General features: G+C 38.9%; 16 protein-coding genes. All 16 read left to right on the top strand.

All coding sequences use genetic code 11. The annotated features are described in order from the left end of the window. Positions 1-64: 64 nt before the first annotated feature. On the top strand, positions 65-829 hold the full coding sequence (locus GH754_RS03345; RefSeq protein ID WP_153727324.1) for an isoprenyl transferase: 765 nt from the start codon (positions 65-67) through the stop codon (positions 827-829). Positions 830-844: 15 nt separating this feature from the next. Further along, the gene (locus tag GH754_RS03340) at positions 845-1639 is read left to right on the top strand and encodes a phosphatidate cytidylyltransferase (protein ID WP_153727323.1); all 795 of its coding nucleotides are present in this window, start codon (positions 845-847) and stop codon (positions 1637-1639) included. Between the two features lie 27 nt (positions 1640-1666). Further along, the gene (dxr, locus tag GH754_RS03335) at positions 1667-2815 is read left to right on the top strand and encodes a 1-deoxy-D-xylulose-5-phosphate reductoisomerase (RefSeq protein WP_153727322.1); all 1149 of its coding nucleotides are present in this window, start codon (positions 1667-1669) and stop codon (positions 2813-2815) included. A gap of 16 nt (positions 2816-2831) precedes the next feature. Beyond that, complete coding sequence (gene rseP / locus GH754_RS03330; protein WP_153727321.1) at positions 2832-4091, top strand: RIP metalloprotease RseP; 1260 nt, start codon at positions 2832-2834, stop codon at positions 4089-4091. A 61-nt stretch (positions 4092-4152) separates the two neighbouring features. After that, positions 4153-5853 carry a proline--tRNA ligase gene (locus GH754_RS03325; protein ID WP_153727320.1) on the top strand — a complete coding sequence of 567 codons (1701 nt, stop codon included), beginning with the start codon at positions 4153-4155 and terminating at the stop codon, positions 5851-5853. 99 nt (positions 5854-5952) lie between these two features. Then, complete coding sequence (locus GH754_RS03320; protein WP_153727319.1) at positions 5953-10245, top strand: PolC-type DNA polymerase III; 4293 nt, start codon at positions 5953-5955, stop codon at positions 10243-10245. Positions 10246-10476: 231 nt separating this feature from the next. Further along, positions 10477-10950: a ribosome maturation factor RimP gene (gene rimP / locus GH754_RS03315; RefSeq protein ID WP_153727318.1), complete on the top strand. Its 474-nt coding sequence runs from the start codon at positions 10477-10479 to the stop codon at positions 10948-10950. 14 nt (positions 10951-10964) lie between these two features. Next, entirely contained in the window at positions 10965-12068 is a 1104-nt protein-coding gene (nusA, locus tag GH754_RS03310; RefSeq protein ID WP_323741830.1) for a transcription termination factor NusA, read from the top strand. 15 nt (positions 12069-12083) lie between these two features. Then, a complete protein-coding gene (gene rnpM, locus GH754_RS03305; protein WP_323741829.1) occupies positions 12084-12353 on the top strand; it encodes an RNase P modulator RnpM in 270 nt (89 codons plus the stop codon). Between the two features lie 2 nt (positions 12354-12355). Next, positions 12356-12670, top strand: coding sequence for a L7Ae/L30e/S12e/Gadd45 family ribosomal protein (locus tag GH754_RS03300; RefSeq protein ID WP_153727316.1), 315 nt, complete (start codon positions 12356-12358; stop codon positions 12668-12670). 4 nt (positions 12671-12674) lie between these two features. Continuing rightward, positions 12675-14819 (top strand): translation initiation factor IF-2, encoded by a 2145-nt coding sequence (infB, locus tag GH754_RS03295; protein ID WP_153727315.1) that lies wholly within the window; start codon positions 12675-12677, stop codon positions 14817-14819. After that, on the top strand, positions 14816-15094 hold the full coding sequence (locus GH754_RS03290; protein ID WP_153727314.1) for a DUF503 domain-containing protein: 279 nt from the start codon (positions 14816-14818) through the stop codon (positions 15092-15094). The genes infB and GH754_RS03290 overlap by 4 nt, the downstream gene beginning before the upstream one ends. Before the next feature lie 68 nt (positions 15095-15162). After that, entirely contained in the window at positions 15163-15519 is a 357-nt protein-coding gene (gene rbfA / locus GH754_RS03285; protein WP_153727313.1) for a 30S ribosome-binding factor RbfA, read from the top strand. An 81-nt stretch (positions 15520-15600) separates the two neighbouring features. Beyond that, entirely contained in the window at positions 15601-16521 is a 921-nt protein-coding gene (gene truB / locus GH754_RS03280; protein ID WP_153727312.1) for a tRNA pseudouridine(55) synthase TruB, read from the top strand. A 52-nt stretch (positions 16522-16573) separates the two neighbouring features. Beyond that, positions 16574-17518 (top strand): riboflavin biosynthesis protein RibF, encoded by a 945-nt coding sequence (gene ribF / locus GH754_RS03275; protein ID WP_153727311.1) that lies wholly within the window; start codon positions 16574-16576, stop codon positions 17516-17518. A gap of 130 nt (positions 17519-17648) precedes the next feature. Then, positions 17649-17918 (top strand): 30S ribosomal protein S15, encoded by a 270-nt coding sequence (gene rpsO / locus GH754_RS03270; RefSeq protein ID WP_153727310.1) that lies wholly within the window; start codon positions 17649-17651, stop codon positions 17916-17918. The last annotated feature ends 13 nt before the right edge of the window (positions 17919-17931 follow it).

The following is a 17931-nucleotide window of genomic DNA, read 5'->3' as shown; positions in this document are numbered from 1 at the left end:
ATTGTGAAACAGTTTGAACGATTTAATTTAATTGATGGGTAAATCCTGACTGGAGGATTTAATTATGTCTATTCGCTTACCCTTTCTAAATAAAATAACGAAAAGAACGTCGAAAAATGAGTTATCAACAGAAAACCTACCTGATCATGTAGCCATTATTATGGATGGTAATGGCAGATGGGCAAAGAAACGAGGTCTTCCGCGAGCTGCAGGACATAAAGAAGGTATGAAAACCATTAAAAAGGTTGTACGTAAAGCGGTGGAGCTTAACCTTGAAACCTTGACCCTATATGCTTTTTCAACCGAAAATTGGAAAAGACCTAAATCTGAAGTAGAGTACATCATGAAACTTCCAAGTCAGTTTTTAGATACATATTTAGATGAGCTAGTGGAGAATGATGTGCAAGTTCGTACTATTGGTGATTTTAGTGCTTTACCGGAGCATACTCAGCAAGCGGTTCAAACATCAATTGATCGGACAGCTAAGAATAATGGTCTCATTCTTAATTTTGCTTTGAATTATGGAAGTAGAAACGAAATGGTAGATGTAATGAAAGAAATCGCACAAGATATTAACGATAACAAATTAACGATAGACAACATTGATGAAGAATCCATTCGTAAAAGGTTGTATACTTGCCACTTAAAAGACCCAGACTTATTGATACGTACTAGTGGAGAAATTCGGCTTAGTAACTTCTTGTTGTGGCAGGTGGCTTATTCGGAATTTTATTTTACCGAAGTATTATGGCCAGACTTTGATGAAGTAGAATTTGAGAAATCCCTCATTGAATATCAAAATCGAAAAAGAAGATATGGGGGAATTTAAGGTGTTGAAGATAGCATGAAAGAACGTGTTATAACGGCAATAATAGCACTAGTTTTATTTATACCAATTGTAATTTATGGAGGGTGGCTCCTTCAAGTTGTAGTCTACGGACTATCCTCCATAGCACTATTTGAATTGTTAAGAATGAGGAAAATCCCAACTATTTCATGGGCATCCCTCATTTCTCTTTTATTATTATGGATTGTATTGTACCAGGGTACAGTAATCCACCTTCCCATAGTAGAGAATTTGGCAAAATCTGAATTAGTCATGTTCGGTGTATTATTATTATTAGCTTATATGGTCCTGAAAAAAAACACGTTTACATATGATGATATCGGTTTTATTTTGACTTCTATTTTGTATGTCGGAATGGGATTTTATTTCTTTATTCTAACAAGAGAAGCAGGAATAGAATATTTATTGTATGTACTATTGATTATTTGGGCAACAGATACGGGGGCTTATTTTGTAGGACGAGCTATGGGGAAGCATAAGTTATGGCCCGAAATCAGTCCTAAAAAGACCATAGAAGGATCAGTGGGCGGCATTTTACTAGCCATATTGGTAGCAGTAATTTTTCAAATAGTAGATCCATTTCCTTTTTCCTTATTCATTGTCGTCATCGTAACCATTTTGGCATCTGTCGTAGGACAAATTGGTGACTTAGTAGAATCAGCTATTAAGCGACATTATGATGTGAAGGATTCAGGTAATATTTTACCTGGTCATGGAGGGATATTAGACCGTTTTGATAGCTTGATTTTTATGCTGCCATTTTTACATTTCATTGGATTTATTAGTATTTAGAGTTCATAAACAGGAGCGGTTTTGATTATGCAAAAGATTACCTTACTTGGGGCAACAGGTTCCGTTGGGCTCCAAACACTTGAAGTGATACGTCAGCAACCACATGAATTTCAACTTTATGCCATGGCTTTTGGAACGAATACCGAAATAGCTATACCTATTATTGAAGAGTTTAAACCTAAATATATTGCCGTTAAAGATAAGGAAACAAAAGATTACTTACAAACCCATTTATCCTCACAGCCCAATATTTTAAGTGGAGACGAGGGCATGAGTGAAATCTCTACGCTTGAGAATGTCGATATTGTTGTCAATGCTGTTTTAGGTAGTGTTGGCCTAGAGCCGACTTTACACGCTATTCGCGCGCAAAAGAAAATTGCCTTTGCAAATAAAGAAACCTTGGTGACGGCAGGGCATTTAGTTATGAAGGAAGCGGAAAAATACGGGGTTGAGTTGTTGCCTGTAGATAGTGAACATGCAGCCATACACCAATGCTTAAAGGGTGAACGTTTAGATGAGGTTAAGCGAATCATTATTACCGCTTCTGGTGGTAGTTTCAGAGACAAAACACGAGATGAATTACGAGAAGTGACGGTTAATCAAGCATTAAAACATCCGAACTGGAGTATGGGAGCGAAAATCACCATTGATTCGGCCACAATGATGAATAAAGGCCTTGAAGTGATTGAAGCCCATTGGCTTTTTCACATGCCCTATGAACAGTTGGATGTCATTTTACATAAAGAAAGCATTATCCATTCCATGGTTGAATTTAAGGATCATAGTCTGATGGCACAGCTTGGAACAACAGATATGAAGGGACCTATACAATATGCACTTACATATCCCAATAGACTTGATATTTCACAAGAAAAAGGGTTAAACTTAGTTGATATAGGTAAACTTCATTTTGACGAAATGAGTTTTGAACGCTTTCCTTGTTTAAAAATGGCATATGATGCTGGAAGAGCCGGCGGAACCATGCCGACTGTTTTAAACGCAGCCAATGAAGAAGCTGTTCAGCAATTTCTAAATAACAAAATTTCTTTCCTTGCAATTGAAGATTTTATTCAAAAAGCAATGGATGAGCATACAATGGTTAGTAAGCCTGATCTAACAACTATTGTAGAAGTGGACCAGGAGACAAGGAGACGAGTAAAATCTTATGTAAACTAAAGGAAGGTGCTTTCTTTTGAATACCGTCATAGCTTTTATTTTTATGTTTGGATTACTCGTGTTTATACACGAGCTTGGACATCTCATTTTTGCGAAACGAGCAGGCATGCTTGCCCGGGAATTTGCTATTGGATTTGGACCCAAAATTTTCTCCTATCGTAAACATGAAACTTTATATACAATAAGGTTATTACCTATAGGGGGTTATGTGCGTGTTGCAGGTGAAGACCCCGAAATTATTGAATTAAAACCGGGTCATCATATTGGTCTTGAGTTTAATCAATTTGGAAAAGTAGCTAAAATTATCGTTAACAATAAATCGAAACATCCAAATGCCCGAGTTATTGAAGTCGAAAGAGCAGATTTGGACCATGACTTAACGATTACTGGATATGATGTCGATAGTGAAGAGCGACTTACTTTTGATGTTGATCCTAGAGCCTTTTTTGTCATGGACGAAAATGAAACGCAAATAGCTCCATATGATCGACAGTTTGCTTCTAAGTCTGTTCCTAAAAAGGCTATGCAAATTTTTGCAGGTCCTATGATGAACTTCTTGTTAGCGATTTTAATCTTTATCATCCTTGGATTTATTCAAGGTGTACCTGTTGATGAAGCAGAAATGGGTGCCATAAGTGAAGGTTATCCAGCGCACGAGGCAGGCCTGCAGTCAGGAGATAAAATTGTAAAGGTAGATCAAAAGCCGATCGATTCGTGGGTAGACTTTGTAATGGAAATTCAAGGTCATCCAAATGAGGAAGTGGAATTAACGGTTGAACGTAATGGAGACGTACTAGTTATTCCGGTTACCCCAAATGCGATTGAGGAACAGGGAGAGACGATTGGTCAAATAGGTGTCAGGCAGGCATTTGAGCATTCTCCAGGGGAGATTGTTAAGTTTGGATTCACTCAAACCTATGAGTTATCTACTCTTATCCTAACGAGTGTGGGTCAGCTTGTCACTGGACAACTCTCAATTGACAGTTTAGCTGGACCAGTTGGCATTTATGATGTCACCGATCAGGTCGTTCAAACTGGTTTTTATAATTTCTTGACTTGGACAGCTATGCTGAGCGTCAATTTAGGGATTATTAACCTGTTACCATTACCAGCACTTGATGGTGGACGTCTTTTATTTGTTGGGTATGAAGCTGTACGCGGCAAACCTATTGATCCTCAAAAAGAAGGAGTCGTGCATTTTCTAGGATTTGCTCTACTCATGCTATTAATGATTGTGGTAACATGGAATGACATTCAACGTTTATTTACTCCTTAAATGTCGCACCTAGAATCGACGTACAAACATTGAATTAATAGAAAATAGAGGTGCATGGAATATGAAACAAAGTAATATGCTTTTACCGACTCTACGAGAAAACCCTGCAGATGCGGAAATTAAGAGTCATCAATTACTTGTACGGGCAGGCTTTATTAGACAAATTGCATCAGGATTATATAGTTACCTACCACTAGGTAAACGAGTACTTCGTAAGGTAGAAGAAATTGTCCGGGATGAGATGGATAAAGCAGGAGCTTTTGAAATGCTAATGCCAGCAATGCAACCTTCTGAATTATGGAAGGAATCTGGCCGTTGGAGTACGTATGGTCCTGAATTAATGCGTATGCATGACAGACATAATCGAGAATTCGCCTTAGGTGCAACACACGAAGAGGTCATCACTAGTATTATTCGTGATGAAGTAAATAGCTATAAAAAACTACCACTTACGGTATATCAGATACAATCTAAATTCCGAGATGAAAAAAGACCCCGCTTTGGTCTTTTGCGTGGTCGTGAGTTTTTAATGAAGGATGCTTACTCCTTTCATGAAAGCTTTGAAAGTCTTGATGAAACCTATGAAAAGTTATTCAAAGCCTATGGAAATATATTTCGCCGTTGCGGCCTGAACTTCCGCGCAGTTATTGCTGATTCAGGAGCTATGGGTGGTAAGGATACGCATGAGTTTATGGTGCTTTCTGAAGTTGGCGAAGATACGATTGCATATTCAGATACTACGGAATATGCTGCTAATATTGAGATGGCACCAGTAATAGCAACATATGAAAAAACTGATGCAGAGCCTAAAGAACTTGAAAAAGTAGAGACTCCTAATCAAAAAACAATGGCAGATGTAGCGGGCTTTTTAGGACATTCCTTAAGTGAAGGCTTAAAAGCGTTAATGTTTAAGGTTGACGACCGTTTAGTACTTGTTGTGACCCGTGGTGACCACGAGGTAAACGATGTGAAATTAAAGCATTTATATAATGCTAGTGTTGTTGATTTGGCCACTGAAGAGGAAACTAGAAAAGCTATGAATGCAGGCTTTGGCTCACTAGGACCAATTGGTGTACCTGAAGAGGTCGATATTGTTGCAGATGAGGCTGTACGATACTTGGTCAATGCTTCCTGTGGTGCTAATGAGGATGGGTATCATTACATTAATGTGAATCCTGGCCGTGACTTTGATGTGAAGGAATACGCTGACTTGCGCTTCATCCAAGAGGGAGATCCTTCACCAGACGGACATGGTACCATTAAGTTTGCGAAAGGGATAGAAGTTGGACATGTGTTTAAGCTAGGTAAGTTTTACTCTGAAAATATGAATGCTTCTTACCTCGATCAAAATGGTAAATCCAACACAATGATTATGGGGTGTTACGGAATTGGTGTTTCCAGGACTCTAGCGGCAATCGTGGAGCAATTCCATGATGATCAAGGTATAACCTGGCCAACAGCTGTAGCGCCATTCCATGTACACCTACTAGCCCTAAATGTAAAAAATGATGAACAAAGAGACCTAGCAGAAAAGATCTATGAAACATTAATACAAGCAGGTGTGGAAGTCCTATTTGATGATAGAAAAGAACGTGCCGGTGTAAAGTTTGCTGATAGTGATTTAGTTGGGATTCCTTTACGAATTACGGTTGGTAAACGTGCTGGAGAGGGCTATGTTGAATTTAAAGAGCGACAAACTGGCGACCAAAAGGATTTACATGAGTCAGAGATTTTAAGCGAAATAAATTCATTCCTTGGTTAAAACCATAAAATAAAAAGAAGACATAAAGAAACCCTTGTCAACCATTTAAGACAGGGGTTTTCCAGTTCTAGATAAAGGTTTGTATGGGGAGGGGTTATGATGTTGGTTACAAACCATGAGAAAATGCAAATATTGCTTGAACAAATTCAAATGCCTGCAGAAATTATTTCCGAGCATTTTAAAGAAGCCTCTTTGCAAAAATTAACCGTATGGAAGAAGGAGAAGAAGTGGTACTTTACTTTTCATATTCAAGAAGTATTACCGCCTAAAGTATTTCAACTATTTGATACAAAATTAAGGGAAGCCTTTCATCATATTGCCAATGTAGATTTTACGATTCAAACCGACAACCAGCAGATGAAGGAAGAGTATGTAGGTCACTATTGGACATGCTTTATTCAGTCCATACCCGATTTATTACCATCTTATAAGGATATCCTCCATCAGCAAACGCCAGCTATTACAGGTAATAAGCTGACGATACAAGCAAGAAATCAGGCAGAGGCAAAGGTAATCCAAAGACGACTTGAAGAGCCACTTCAATCCTTTTGCAGGAAAATAGGCAGTTCTCCACTTAATGTTACTGTTGATGTGAAAGAATCAGTGGAAGATATGCAACGTTTTAAGGAAAAAAGACAGGAAGAAGACCAAGATCTGATTCAAAAGGCAGTGAAGGATAAGGAAGAAAGAGCTAGAAAGCAAAGTGAAGGAAAATCAGAAGGGCCGTTTATGTTTGGATACCCAATTAACGATGAAATCGTTGAAATGCGCACGATTGTTGAGGAAGAGCGAAAAGTTGCGGTAGAGGGCTATGTCTTTAACGTTGAAATTCGTGAGCTCAGATCTGGTCGGCACTTGTTAACCGCAAAATTGACGGATTACACCGATTCCTTAACTGTGAAAATTTTCTCTAATGGTGAAAGCGACCAGGAGAAATTTAAAATGCTTAAAAAGGGTATGTGGTTAAGAGCGCGAGGCAGTATTCAGACAGATACATTCCAGAATGAACTAACAATGATGGGACGAGATTTAAACGAAATTAAAAAGGAAGAACGTTTAGATCATGCACCAGAGGATGAAAAAAGGGTCGAATTACACGCCCATACGATGATGAGTCAAATGGATGCACCTGTTTCTGCTTCGAGATTAATAGAACAGGCAGCGAAATGGAATCACCCTGCTATCGCTATCACTGATCACGCCGTTGTACAATCCTATCCAGAAGCCTATGCAGCTGGGAATAAACATGGGGTAAAGGTGTTATACGGCGTGGAAGCGAATTTAGTTGATGATGGTGTTCCGATTGCTTATAACGAGCAAGACCGTTTACTAGAACAAGACGAATATGTCGTATTTGACGTGGAGACAACGGGCTTGTCTGCCATTTATGATACGATTATTGAGCTTGCTGCTGTAAAGGTTAAGGATGGTGACATTGTTGATCGATTCGAGTCTTTCGCCAACCCTCATCATCCCTTAAGTGATACAACAACAGAGCTTACAGGTATAACTGACGAAATGGTTAGAGATGCACCTGAAGTAGACGAGGTACTAGAGAAGTTTTATGAGTGGATGGGTGATTCCATACTAGTTGCTCACAATGCAAGCTTTGATATGGGGTTCTTAAATACGGGTCTTAAAAAGATTGGTAAAGAGAAGGCTGATAATCCAGTCATCGATACACTTGAACTGGCAAGATTTCTCTTACCAAACCTAAAGAACCACCGTCTTAATACTTTGTGTAAGCAATTTAACATTGAATTAACTCAGCACCACCGAGCCATTTATGATGCTGAGGCAACAGGTTATTTACTGTGGAAGCTTGTAAAAGAGTGTCTAAATAAAGATATAACCAATCATAATCAGTTAAATTTGCATATGGGTGAAGGCAATGCCTACCAAAGATCTAGACCTTCACACTGCATTTTATTGGCTCAGACTGAAGAAGGCTTGAAAAATTTATATAAGCTCGTTTCCTTATCACATATTGATTATTTTTATCGGGTTCCAAGAATACCTCGCTCCAAAATGCAAAAGTATCGTGAGGGAATTTTGATTGGGTCTGGCTGTGATAAAGGGGAACTATTCGAAGCGATGATGCAAAAATCGAAGGAGGAAGCTGAGCAGGTTGCGTCCTTCTATGATTATATCGAAGTTCAGCCTCCGTCCAATTATGCACATTTAATAGAAAAAGAGCTTGTGCGTGATCAACATGACCTCGAAGATATTTTGAAGAATTTAGTTGAATTAGGTGAAAAACTGGATAAACCTGTAGTGGCAACTGGAAACACCCATTACATTGACCAGCATGAGAAAATTTATCGACAAATTCTGATTGCTTCTCAAAGTGGGAATCCTTTAAATCGCCAAACACTACCTGATGTATATTTTAAAACAACAGATGGGATGCTTCGTGATTTTGCCTTTTTAGGTGAGGATAAAGCCCGTGAAGTAGTGGTGCAAAATCCGCAGCAAATCGCTAATTCCATTGAAGAGATCAAACCGGTAAAAGAAGATTTGTATACACCTAACATCGATGGTGCTGATGATGAAATGCGGAATATGAGTTATTCCATGGCTAAAAGCATTTATGGAGAAGATTTACCTGAAATTGTAGAAAAGCGCCTGGAAAAAGAGCTTGATAGTATAATTGGACACGGATTTGCTGTTATCTATTTGATTTCTCATAAGCTAGTTAAAAAGTCGTTGGTTGATGGCTATCTGGTTGGTTCCCGGGGTTCGGTCGGCTCATCATTTGTCGCCACGATGACTGAGATTACAGAGGTAAATCCGTTACCACCCCATTACGTTTGTCCCAGCTGTAAACACTCAGAATTCTTCAATGATGGTTCTGTAGGGTCTGGTTTTGATTTACCAGAGGCCAATTGTCCAAAATGTGGCGCAGCTTATACGAAGGATGGACAGGATATTCCTTTTGAAACTTTCTTAGGTTTTAAAGGGGATAAGGTTCCGGATATTGACTTGAATTTCTCTGGTGAATATCAACCTGTTGCTCATAACTACACGAAGGTACTTTTTGGTGAAGAAAAAGTCTTTCGTGCGGGAACAATTGGTACGGTAGCAGATAAAACGGCATATGGGTATGTGAAAGGCTATGCCTCTGACCATAGCCTAACCTATCGCGGTACAGAGATTGATCGCCTAGTTCAGGGCTGTACAGGCGTTAAACGTACAACTGGACAGCATCCTGGTGGTATTATTGTTGTTCCAGATGATAAGGAAATTTATGATTTCACGCCTATACAGTACCCAGCCGATGATAGAAATTCTGAATGGCGGACGACTCATTTTGATTTCCATTCCATCCACGATAATTTATTAAAGCTCGATATACTAGGACACGATGATCCGACTGTGATACGAATGCTGCAGGATTTAACCGGTATTGACCCTCAAGAGGTACCAACAGATGACCCAGAAGTTATGAAAATCTTCAGTGGTACTGAGGCGTTAGGAGTAACGGCAGATCAAATTAATTGTAAGACAGGGACTTTAGGCGTACCAGAATTCGGTACACGGTTTGTAAGGCAAATGCTTGAGGATACGAAGCCCTCTACTTTTGCAGAGCTTGTTATGATTTCTGGGCTTTCTCACGGGACCGATGTGTGGCTTGGCAATGCACAGGAATTAATCAATAAAGGGATTTGTACACTTCCTGAGGTTATTGGTTGTCGTGATGATATAATGGTCTACTTGATGCATAAAGGTTTAGATGCATCACTTGCCTTTAAAATCATGGAATTTGTGCGTAAAGGGAAAGGGTTGCAGGATGAATGGATTGAAGAAATGAAAAAGCATGATGTGCCGGATTGGTATATTGATTCCTGTAAGAAGATCAAATATATGTTCCCGAAGGCTCACGCAGCGGCATATGTATTGATGGCCGTCCGAATTGCGTACTTTAAAGTACATCATCCTATCCATTTTTATGCGGCCTACTTTACCGTACGTGCAAGTGACTTTGAGCTTGAAACGATGACAAAAGGAAGTCAGGCTATCCGAAAACGTATTGAAGAAATTCAAGCGAAGGGCAATGACGCTTCACCGAAAGAAAAAAGTTTACTAACGGTATTAGAGGTTTGCCTTGAAATGTGTGAGCGTGGCTATTCCTTCCAAAAGGTAGACCTTTATCGTTCGAAGGCGTCCGAGTTCCTTGTTGATGGGGATTCATTGATTCCACCATTTAACGCGATTGATGGATTAGGGACAAATGCTGCTCTAAATATTGAGAAGGTACGCGAAGATGGCGAGTTCTTATCAAAAGAGGACCTAAGAGAACGAAGCCGCATCTCAAAAACCGTTTTAGAGTATCTAGATCACCATGGATGTTTAGAAGGATTACCGGACAAGAACCAGCTCTCATTGTTCTAATGTTTGCATTATCCGTAAACTTATGGTATATTTTTGTTGGTATAACAAAGGATACGTAGTGAGACTAAAGAGTGGGGAAACCCACTCTTTCTTGTTAATTGTGCGCAAAATGTTTTCCTTTTGAATTCCCTGCTTTCATAGGCAGGGAATTTTATACGTATCAGTAATTAAACCTAAGTCGGATGAACATATTAGTACATATATTTTATTACGGCTAAAGGAGTGTTCACGATGGGAAAAAAAGTAACAGAACTAACAGAAGAACTCGTTCAGCCAATTGTAGACAACATGGGACTAGAGCTAGTGGACATTGAATATGTGAAGGAAGGAAAAAACTGGTTTCTAAGAGTGTTTGTCGATAAAGATGGTGGAGTTGACATTGAGGAATGTGGAAAAGTCAGTGAACAGCTTAGTGAAAAACTGGATGAGACAGAGCCGATAGAAGATGCATACTACTTAGAAGTGTCATCCCCAGGGGTAGAACGACCTTTAAAAAAAGAAAAGGATTTTGTAAACAATGTTGACAAAAATGTTTACGTCAAGCTTTATCAAGCGATTGATGGAGAGAAGGAATTTGAAGGTAAATTACGTTCCGTAGAGCATAACATTGTCAACCTTGAAGTTCGTGTTAAAACAAGAACAAAAAATGTAGAAATTCCAATGGACCAAATTGCTAAAGCACACTTAGCTGTTACATTTGATTAAAGGAGGTAATATTGGTGAGTAGCGATCTTTTTGAGGCTATCCAATATTTAGAAAAAGAAAAAGGGATCGATAAGGAAGTTTTAATTGATGCGTTGGAAGCAGCCTTAATATCTGCATATAAGAAAAATTTTAAATCGAAAACAAATGTAAGAGTAGATTTAAATGAAGAAACAGGTTCTATGCGGGTTTTAGCTAGAAAAACGGTTGTTGACTCTGTTGAAGACCCTCAATTGGAAATGAGTTTAGAGGAAGCGCATAATGTGGACCCAAGCTATGAAGAGGGCGATGTTTTAGAGATTGAGGTAACACCTAAGGACTTTGGCCGTATTGCTGCACAGGCTGCTAAACAAGTTGTCACCCAGCGTGTGCGTGAAGCGGAACGTGGAGTGATATTCAATGACTTTATTGACCGCGTTGAAGATGTTATGACAGGAATTATCCAACGCAAGGATCACCGCTTTATTTACGTTGATCTGGGGAAAGCAGAAGGCCGCCTCCCATTGAATGAGTTAATGCCAAATGAAACTTACGATGTTCATGACCGCATTAAAGTGTTCTTAACTAAGGTGGAGAGCACAAATAAAGGACCACAAATATTTGTTTCACGCACTCATCCTGGTTTATTAAAACGATTATTCGAAATGGAAGTACCTGAAATTTATGACGGTATTGTTGAGATTAAATCAGTTGCTAGAGAAGCAGGGGATCGCTCAAAAATTTCGGTTCACGCAGAAGACCCGGAAATTGACCCTGTTGGTTCCTGTGTAGGTCAACGAGGACAGAGGGTTCAAGCAGTGGTTAATGAGCTTAAAGGGGAAAAAATTGATATCGTTGAATGGTCAGAGGATCCATTCGTTTATATTTCTAATGCCCTTAGTCCAGCCAAGGTTATGGACGTAATCGTTGATGAAGAGGAAAAGGCAACCACAGTAATTGTTCCGGACTATCAATTGTCTTTAGCAATCGGGAAGCGTGGACAGAATGCTCGGTTAGCGGCTAAGTTAACGGGCTGGAAAATTGATATCAAGAGCGAATCAGTTGCAATAGAAGAAGGAATTATTGATGAGAACCATGAGCCAGAATCTTATTCTGAAGTGAATGATGATCTTTTTGAATAAGGGAGAGTGTTTTAAGTGGCAAAAAACAAAACAACACCTTTACGAAAATGTGTCGTAACGAAGGAAATGAAACCGAAGAAGGAACTGATTAGGGTAGTTAAAAACAAAGAAGGTGACATTTTCATAGATGAGACGGGAAAGCAGAATGGTCGAGGTGCCTATTTGACGAAAGAATCATCAGTTATCAAGAAGGCAAGAGACAAAGACATTCTTTCCCAGCAGTTTAAAACAAAGGTTGATTCAAGTTTATATCAGGATTTACTAGAGTATGTAGAAGGTGTTTAATATTGAAGAATTCTTATTTGAATATGGTCGGGTTAGCTTTCCGAGCGGGGAAATGCAGTATTGGAGAGGAAACAATCCTTAAAGATATTAGATCGAATCAATTGAAGCTATTAATTATCGCGAATGATGCATCTGAAAATACCAGAAAAAAGTTTGTAAATAAGTGTACATATTACCATGTACCCGTTGTTATTGGAGATGATCGTGAGGCTTTATCCCACGCAATTGGAAAGAGCGGAAGAGTAGCGATAGGAATTAAAGATAGTGGATTTGCCAAAAAGATTACTTCAATGCTCGATCAAACTAACCGGGGGTGAATGTATGAGTAAAATGAGAATTTACGAATACGCAAAGCAAAATAATTTAAAAAGTAAAGATGTTATTGAAAAACTAAAAACTTTAGATATCGAGGTTTCCAATCATATGTCCACAATTACAGACGGAACGAAATCTATACTAGATAAAGAGTTTGGAATTGGTGGGACAAATGAGCCAAAACAAAACAATTCTCAAGCTAACAAACAACAAAACAATCAATTTAATCAAAAGCAACAATCAAGTCAAAAGAATCAAAATCAGAAAAAACAAGCAAACCAAAATAAACAGAGTCAAAAAAATAATCATAAAAAAGGGAAACAAAAGAAAAATAAAAATACTATGAAACCAAACAACAAAGATCAACAACAAACACAACAAAATAAAGCAAAAGAAACCCCTTCTAAGATTACGTATTCTGGTTCGTTAACGGTTGGAGAGCTTGCTGAGAAATTAAACAAAGAGCCATCAGAATTAATTAAAAAGCTGATGTTCTTAGGCGTTATGGCAACTATTAACCAAGACCTAGACCCAGATTCCATTGAGTTATTATGTGAGGATTATGGGGTAGAGGTTGAAGAAGAGGTTGTCCTTGATGAAACAGATATTGAGAATTTTGACTATGAGGATGACGAAAAGGACTTAGTAGAGCGTCCAGCCGTTGTGACCATTATGGGCCACGTAGACCATGGTAAAACTACGCTGCTTGATTCCATTCGCCATACAAAGGTAACTGAAGGCGAAGCAGGCGGTATTACTCAGCATATTGGTGCTTATCAAATAGAACAAGATGGGAAAAAAATCACGTTCCTAGATACACCTGGTCACGCTGCCTTTACAAGTATGCGTTCCCGTGGAGCTCAAATAACGGATATTGCCATTCTTGTTGTGGCTGCAGATGATGGCGTAATGCCACAAACCATTGAAGCCATTAACCATGCCAAGGCAGCAGAGGTACCAATCATTATTGCTGTAAACAAGATTGATAAAGAAGGGGCAAACCCTGACCGAGTGATGCAGGAATTAACTGAGCATGGCTTAGTTCCAGAAGATTGGGGCGGAGACACGATTTTTGTTCCTGTTTCAGCCATTCAAGGTAAAGGAATCGATGATTTAATTGAAATGATTATCCTTGTATCTGAAGTGGAGGAACTAAAGGCTAATCCTGACCGCTTAGCTGCAGGTACAGTTGTGGAAGCACAGCTTGATAAAGGTCGCGGATCGGTAGCAACGTTGCTTGTTCAAAACGGTACACTAAGAGTTGGAGACCCATTAGTTGTTGGCCATACCTTTGGTCGAGTTAGAGCTATGGTTAACGATGAAGGTCGTCGAATTCAAGAGGCAGGACCGTCTACGCCTGTTGAAATTACTGGATTAAATGAGGTGCCTCAAGCTGGTGACCGTTTCATTGCCTTTGAAGATGAGAAGAAGGCAAGACAGGTCGGTGAAGCAAGACAGCAAAAACAAATCGAAGAACAACGCAATGATAGTGTGAAGGTTAACCTTGATGATTTATTTGAACAAATTAAAAAAGGTGAAATGAAAGAAATTAACCTGATTGTCAAGGCTGACGTGCAGGGGTCCGTTGAGGCGGTTGCGGCATCATTGCAAAAAATAGATGTTGAAGGTGTAGATGTTAAAATCATTCACACTGGTGTAGGGGCTATTACTGAATCAGATATTATTCTTGCATCAGCATCTAATGCAATTGTAATTGGGTTTAACGTACGACCAGATGCAAATGCTAAGAAAACTGCTGAAACTGAAAAGGTTGACGTCAGACTTCATCGTGTTATATACAAGGCAATTGAAGAAATTGAATCTGCGATGAAAGGGATGCTTGACCCAGAATACGAAGAAAAGGTTACAGGTCAAGCTGAGGTACGTGAAACCTTTAAAGTATCAAAGGTAGGTACCATTGCTGGCTGTTATATCCTCGAAGGAAAAGTATCACGTAATGCAGGTGTTCGTTTAATTCGAGACGGTGTGGTACTTATGGAGGGTGAAATTGACACTTTAAAACGTTATAAAGACGATGTGAAGGAAGTCGCACAGGGTTATGAATGTGGGATTACCATTAAGAATTATAACGATATTAAAGAGGGAGACATCATTGAGGCCTTTGTAATGGAGGAAATTAAACGTACATGATTGGATATCTCGAAGTTGAGGGCATCATCTATAACGCTCAGTCACTTAAAGCGAAACGTTCAACGTTAAAAAAAGTGATTACCAGAATTCAAAATCATTTTAATGTATCTGTTAGTGAGCTGGACTATCAGGATCTGTGGCAACGAACTTGTATAGGCGTTGCCCACGTATCCTCTGATAAGGTACAAGCGGAGCGAGTCCTACAGGAAGTGATTAAAGTTATGGATTCGGTCCATGAGTTCGAGATAACAAACGAACGGCTTGAGTGGTATTAAACATCTCATTCCAGAAAGTATAAGAAAAACGAAGGCTTGGAAGTTTTTCTATAAAGAGGTGAATGTACATGAGTGATTTACGTGTAAATCGCATTGCCGAACAGATGAAAAAAGAGCTAGGAGATATTATTGGACAGAAAATCAAAGATCCTAGAGTTGGTTTTGTCACCGTAACAGATGTACAAGTCACTGGAGACCTACAACAGGCGAAAATATACATCTCTGTATTAGGTGACGAAGATCAGAAGAAGGACACATTAATCGGTCTTGCAAAAGCAAAAGGCTTTATCCGTTCTGAAATCGGCAAACGAATTCGCTTACGTAAAACGCCTGAAATTTCATTTGAATTTGATGAAACCATAGAACACGGTAATCGAATTGAAAAGATACTAAGTGATTTAAATCAAGATACGAATGAACAGTAGGATGTGGAGAGGGATAGACGGATAAGGTCTATCCCTTTTTACGATTTTTTTACAATAGAATAAAACATTGGAGGGATTAATTTGGATGGTATCCTCCCATTGTGGAAACCAGCAGGTATGACTTCACACGATTCTGTGTTTAAAATACGAAAGATTTTGAGGACAAAGAAAGTGGGCCATACAGGAACTCTTGACCCTCAGGTAGAGGGGGTACTACCGATATGTATTGGTCAAGCAACCAAAATTTCGTCCTTAGTGATGGATTCCAATAAAGTTTATGAAGCAGAGGTTTGCCTCGGGATTTCAACAGAAACAGAGGATCAAGATGGTCAGATTGTAGAGAGTAGGGTGGTTGAAGGCAATTTATCCATAGAGCAAATTGAAACGGCTTTAAAAAGCTATACAGGTGAGATCGAGCAAATGCCACCAATGTATTCAGCTGTAAAGGTTAATGGAAAAAAACTTTATGAATATGCACGTGAAGGAATTTCCGTCGAACGCCCTAAACGGTTAGTGATGATTCACAGTACCCAGCTATTATCGGACAAGATTGAATGGTCAAAGGATCAAGATACAGCATCGTTTCGCATCAGAATTAATTGTTCTAAAGGTACATACATTAGAACACTGTGCGTCGATATCGGAAAGGCATTAGGCTATCCCGCACATATGGCCCATCTCGTTCGTACAGAATCAGGTTCCTTTACACGTGAGCAAACGATGACGTTAGATGAAGTGAAAGAAGCTCAGGAACAAAACAAAATTCAAGAAAATTTGATCCCAATCGACTTTGCTCTCCAAAAATTTGATACACTATACATAAATGAAAAGGATTCTTTTCGTTATCAGAATGGACAGGTATTACCTTTACCTAATCCACTCCCGTCGACCAATCCGTTTAGGGTGAAAACAAAGAATGACCAATTGCTTGCTTTGTACCAAATTCACCCAACGAAGGGGACATTAATGAAACCATTTAAAATGTTTGCTAAGGAAAAGTAAATGGGTTGTAGTAACAGAATAAGAGAGATGTAGTTAAAGAAGGTGAGCGATTATGGAAGTTATCAATTTAGAATATCCAAAGCAATTTAATACTGAATCAATGGAAGAATTGGCATTGGCCATCGGTTATTTTGACGGTGTACACAAAGGACATCAAAAAGTAATCAATGAGGCTATTCAGGTTGGAGCTGAGAAAGGAATCAAAAGTGCTGTTATGACCTTTCATCCACACCCTTCTGTTGTATTGAAAAAAGAGGTCCAACATGTTCAATATATAACGCCTCTTCCAGATAAACTGCAGCTTCTAGAAAATGTAGGTGTAGATTATGTGTTTGTCGTCAAATTTAACGCACAGCTTGCAGCACTTTCACCACAGCAATTTGTTGATGAATTCCTTATTGGTCTAAACGTCCAGCACGTCGTAGCAGGCTTTGATTTTACCTATGGACATAAAGGAAAAGGTACGATGAAATCTTTGCCTGAGCATTCTCGCGGCAAGTTTACTCAAACGACAATTAGTAAAGTTACGGCAAAAGACGATAAGATTAGTTCGAGTAATATTCGTCAAAAGTTGGCAAATGGTAATATAAGCGAGGCTAATGATCTTCTCGGTAGAGCCTATCAATTAACAGGAAAAGTCGTTGAAGGAGACCAAAGAGGGAGAACAATTGGTTTCCCAACTGCAAATATAAGTCTTCACGAGGATTATATTTTGCCAAAGGTTGGAGTTTATGCTGTTAGTATTGAAGTGCAAGGAAAAGCCTTCAAAGGGATGGCGAATATAGGCTATAAACCAACATTTGAAGAAAAAGGCTTAAAACCAACAATTGAAGTGTTTATTTTTGATTTTTCTGGCAATATTTATAATGAAGAGGTTAAGTTAGAATTATTTGATTACATTCGTGGTGAGCAAAAGTTTTCAGGTATTGATGAACTCAAGGCTCAGCTTCATAAGGATGAGGAGAAAATCCGACACTTTTTTGCGATTTCCTCATGATTCCTCTTGCATTTTTAGTAAAAAACATGTAATCTAATATCCGTACGTCATCAACCTTTGCTTGGCTTTGCGAGTCACCGACGCTTAGCTAGGGAATAGGGGATTTCAAAAAAATAGGAGGTGAAACAGGATGGCCATTACACAAGAACGTAAAAATGAACTTATTAATGAGTTTAAAACACATGACAACGATACTGGATCTCCAGAGGTTCAAGTTGCTGTCCTAACTGAAGAAATTACGAACTTAAACGATCATTTACGTACTCATAAGAAAGACCACCATTCACGTCGCGGTCTTTTGAAAATGGTAGGTAAGCGTCGTAACCTATTGAACTACTTACGTAATAAAGATGTTGCTCGCTACCGTGAGTTGATTCAAAAACTAGGTCTACGTCGATAAGAATCGTTTATAA

The organism is Salinibacillus xinjiangensis, assembly GCF_009649735.1.
Lineage (GTDB): Bacteria > Bacillota > Bacilli > Bacillales > Alkalibacillaceae > Salinibacillus > Salinibacillus xinjiangensis.
The sequence above is the reverse complement of the archived record's forward strand: the minus strand, read 5'-3'. Positions and strand labels throughout refer to the sequence as shown.